Raw genomic sequence first — 3,910 nt, 5'->3', positions numbered from 1 at the left:
CTGTCTGCGCTGAACGCCCGCGCGTCTTCCCAAGCGCCTTGGTCCAGTGGTTGAGCATCCCCTCGGCCAGTTGATGGTCATGGCTCAGCGTGTCTCGATGTCATCGCAAACGGGCAGCGGGCCACGATGATTTCCTTCAGCAGCAGGAGGGCGAAGGTTTGACGGCCACACCGACAAGCTTGCCGCGAGAGGTGGGTGCGCAGCAGGCAGATGCCTGCGCTTCGGGCTCCCTGGTGCCATCACCAAAAACCGGAATGTTGTCAAGGGTGTGGAAGTGCTCCCAGGCGATGCCCTGCGGGTCGGTGACCCAGTGCTTCTCGCTGCGCGCGTAGCAGCAATCGGTCTCGCCCTCGTCGAGGAGCGCCATGTCTGCGGCCATGGCGCGGGCCTTCAATTCGGCGAGTTCTTCTGCGTTGTCGGTCTGGAATCCCAGATGGTGGACACCTGCGGCATCGCCGCGCGTCGAGATGGCAAAGTTGATGCGTGGGTCTTCGGGCAGCCACTTGGCATAGTCCGCCTCGACGCGGGTGGGTTCAGCGGCAAAGAGCTTCGAGTAGAAGGCGATGCTTGCCTTCAGATCCTTGACATGCGCGTGGACGTGAAATCTCTTCATGGTTGGCTCCTCGGGAGTGAAGTCAGCACTTGCAGACGTCGCCAGCAGTTTTCACCGCGCAGGCGGCACCTTGGCAACAGTTGTCGGTGAGGTAGCCGAGCAGCGCATTCATGTTGTCGTATGCGGCTCGATAGATGAGGTGGCGACTGGCCCTCTCTTAGGTCACCAGGCCGGAGTTCGCCAGTTCCTTGAGGTGAAACGACAGGGTGGCGGCGGGCACGGCCAGCGCATCCTGCATGACGCCGGGAGTGAGGCCGCCTTGCCCCGCCACCACCAAGGCGCGGAACACCTCAAGGCGCAAGGGGTGAGCCAGCGCTGCCAAGGCTTGGACGACTTCTTTCTTTTCCATGTTTCGAGAATAGTCGAAAGATACACGATGGTCAACGCGGCCAAGGCGCAGGCTGCCTGCCCGGGCGGGCCCAATCCGACGCTTACGGTGCCGCTGCTAGTCCCACGCTGGAAGGCTGCGCAAGGCATCGTTCGGCCGGTCGACGATGTCGACGCCGGTAATGTCTTTTCCGCCCGGCAAGAGCTCGACGTCGCAAATGACCTCCCAGGTATGGTTCTCGGTGCGCCGCGCAAGGCAGACCTCCTCGCCGGCGGCAAGCAGGCCGGCGCATTCGGCGATGCTGATCCGTTGAGCCGCGCCGAGCGTCAAATCCTTCGAACCGAACTCCTTTTCAGCGACCGGATGAATGGCCACGAGATCGATCCTGCCGCCCGCGTAGTGAACAGCCGTGATTGCATGCTGTGCCATATGCGCCCTCCATTCGTGGAAAGCGCCAGTATGGCTGGGGCGGCTGTCGGCGTCACGGGAAGGATTGCACATCTACCCGACGCAGATGGCCCCCATCATTCGCCGGCCGCCGGAGCGCGAATCGGGCGACGCGACTCAGCCGAAGCGGCTATCGTACGGCGCTTTGAGGAGCGCACCATGGACCTGCAACTCGACAATCGCCTCGCCCTGGTCTCCGGCAGTACGGCCGGCATCGGACGTGCCATCGCCGAAGCGCTGAGCGCCGAGGGCGCCCGCGTGATCGTCAACGGCCGCACGCAGGCGGGCGTCGACGAGGCGGTCGCCGCCATCGAGAAATCCACCGGCCGCAAGCCCCTGGGCTTCGCCGGCGATCTCGGCCAGGCGGGGCCGGCCGAGGCGCTGGTGCGCCAGTTCCCGGGCATCGAGATCCTGGTCAACAACCTGGGCATCTTCGAACCCAAGGCCTTCGAGGACATCCCTGACGAGGACTGGCGGCGCTTCTTCGAGGTCAACGTGCTGAGCGGCGTGCGGCTGGCGCGGCTGTGCCTGCCGGCGATGAAGCGGGCGAACTGGGGACGCATCGTCTTCATCTCGAGCGAGAGCGGGGTGCAGATCCCGGTGGAGATGATTCACTACGGCATGACCAAGACCGCGCAGCTCGCGGTCGCGCGCGGGCTGGCCGAATCGGTGGCCGGCACCGGCATCACGGTAAACAGCGTGCTGCCCGGCCCGACCCGATCGCGCGGTGTCGGCGACTTCGTCGAGGCGCTGGCCGCGTCGGAGAAGAAGAGCTTCGAGGACACCGAGCGCGACTTCTTCAAGAACGCGCGGCCGAGCTCGCTGATCCAGCGCTTCGCGACCCCGGCCGAGGTGGCGTCGCTGGTGGCCTATGTGGCCAGCCCGCTGGCTTCGGCGACCACCGGTGCTGCCTTGCGGGTGGACGGCGGGGTGGTGCGCAGCGTGGTGTGAGCCGGCCCGGCGCACTCACTGCAACGCCTGGTAGCGCTCGAGCGCGACGCGGGCGTCGATCAGCAGGCGCTCGCGGCCGAGTCGCTGGTCCAAGCCGCCGCGGCGCACGATGTCGAGGACGCCGGGGTTCAGGCCGACCAGCCAGACCTCGGCGCTGCGAGCCTTGGCCTGTTCGTCGCTGGCCATCAGCGCTTGCAGCGCCGAGTACTCGATGTCGGTCACGCGGCTCAGGTCCAGCGCCAGCACGCGCAGCCGGTGCTGTTCGACCAGCTGTGGATCCGGTCCGTCACGTACTGTGCGTTGAGGAAGAACAGTCGACCCCCGGGCCGCCGTATCAGCAGGCCTTCGAAGGTCTCGTCGTCGGGATGCTCGGAGGAAAGTGGCCGCAGCACGGCGGTGGCCCGCTTGCGCCCGATGACCGACACGCGCGAGTGGGCGATCTGGATGCCGAGCCCGATGATCGACACGATGATGGCCACCACGATGCCCTTGAGCGTGCCGAACACGAGAACGCCGGCACAGGCGACCAGCGTCCCGCGGCGCCACCAGCCTCGTGGCCAAGGAAGTGCGGGGCATGACGATCGATGCGATGGCGCCCTCCCCGAGGAGGAGAAGCGCTACCTCAACCACTACGCAATGCTGCAAGAGCGCCTGCGCTCGCGCGACTTCGACGTCACGGGCCCGCTTCATCAGCAGCCCGCCGCTGCCGCTGATGAATACGGCAAGGCCGCCCCTCACGGGGATGTGGCAGAACGAACTTAACAGTTCGGTCCAGGACGGGGACGAACGCCAGGAGGCTGCGATGAAGTGCATGCCCATCCCTGATGGCCACCGAGGCATGGCTGGTGATGACCCCCGAGGAGCGGGTGGACGGGTAGTGCTTCAGCACCTTCACCTCCTCGTATTGGCGAGGGCAAGTGTCGAAGCCGTTGATCGCCGGGCAGTTCCTGAAGCTGCAGGGCGTGGTGCACGGACTTACCGGCGGCACGGGCTCGATGGTGGGCAGCTTCCGCAAGCTGGACGGGATGGTCGGCAAGGCCCGCCAGGGCAAGGTCGTCGGCGATCGAAACTCCATCGTCCGGACACTGCGAATGACCCGGAACTCCGACGGGTCGATCAATCCGATCGAGTAGGTGATGACGACCGCCGCCAGCGTTGCATATGGCATCAGGCCGAGCAGCGGCGCCAGCAGCAGCATCGTCGCCAGGGCCGCGCCCGCGGTGACCAGGGAGGCCTTCTGCGACCGCCCCCCACGGCGCGCACCACCGCCGTCTGCGAGGTGCCGGCTCCGGCCGGCATTGCACCGAACAGGGCGCCGAGCAGGTTGCCCGCCCCGGTGGCGACCAACTCGCGGTTCGCATCGATCGGAGGTTCACCCGGGCGGCCGAAGGCGCGGCCTGCCGCGATCGTTTCGCTGAAGCTCATCAGCGCGATGCCGAGCGCACCCGGCAGCAATTGCTCGACCAGGGCGATGTCCGGCAGCGTGAGGGAAGGGAATCCCTGTGGGATCAGCCCGACCGTCGAGACCCGGAGTGCCTTCAGGCCGAAGAACCACGAGTCGGCAATGCCGC

General features: G+C 66.4%; 5 protein-coding genes and 2 pseudogenes. 1 reads left to right on the top strand and 6 read right to left on the bottom strand.

All coding sequences use genetic code 11. The features are described from left to right. Positions 1-136: 136 nt before the first annotated feature. From AC1DY5_RS45770 to AC1DY5_RS45760, 3 genes and pseudogenes are all read right to left on the bottom strand, one after another. On the bottom strand, positions 137-613 hold the full coding sequence (locus AC1DY5_RS45770; protein ID WP_478121021.1) for an ArsI/CadI family heavy metal resistance metalloenzyme: 477 nt from the start codon (positions 611-613) through the stop codon (positions 137-139). A 22-nt stretch (positions 614-635) separates the two neighbouring features. After that, positions 636-962 (bottom strand): annotated as a pseudogene (locus tag AC1DY5_RS45765) (ArsR/SmtB family transcription factor). 96 nt (positions 963-1,058) lie between these two features. After that, positions 1,059-1,316: a hypothetical protein gene (locus AC1DY5_RS45760; protein ID WP_478121020.1), complete on the bottom strand. Its 258-nt coding sequence runs from the start codon at positions 1,314-1,316 to the stop codon at positions 1,059-1,061. Positions 1,317-1,547: 231 nt separating this feature from the next. On the opposite strand from AC1DY5_RS45760, the gene AC1DY5_RS45755 reads away from it, so the two are divergent. Beyond that, a complete protein-coding gene (locus AC1DY5_RS45755; protein WP_478121019.1) occupies positions 1,548-2,339 on the top strand; it encodes an SDR family NAD(P)-dependent oxidoreductase in 792 nt (263 codons plus the stop codon). A 15-nt stretch (positions 2,340-2,354) separates the two neighbouring features. Here AC1DY5_RS45755 and AC1DY5_RS45750 read toward each other — a convergent pair whose 3' ends face one another. From AC1DY5_RS45750 to AC1DY5_RS45740, 3 genes and pseudogenes are all read right to left on the bottom strand, one after another. Beyond that, the gene (locus tag AC1DY5_RS45750; RefSeq protein WP_478121018.1) at positions 2,355-2,585 is read right to left on the bottom strand and encodes an STAS domain-containing protein; all 231 of its coding nucleotides are present in this window, start codon (positions 2,583-2,585) and stop codon (positions 2,355-2,357) included. Further along, positions 2,567-2,845, bottom strand: a complete 279-nt coding sequence (locus AC1DY5_RS45745) for a hypothetical protein (RefSeq protein ID WP_478121017.1) — start codon at positions 2,843-2,845, stop codon at positions 2,567-2,569. Before AC1DY5_RS45745 ends, AC1DY5_RS45750 begins: the two co-directional genes overlap by 19 nt. 167 nt (positions 2,846-3,012) lie before the next feature. Beyond that, positions 3,013-3,821, bottom strand: a pseudogene (locus AC1DY5_RS45740) (SulP family inorganic anion transporter). Positions 3,822-3,910 lie beyond the last annotated feature (89 nt).

The organism is Variovorax sp. P4_D9 (genome assembly GCF_056401695.1).
This window is presented reverse-complemented; position numbering and strand designations above follow the sequence as displayed.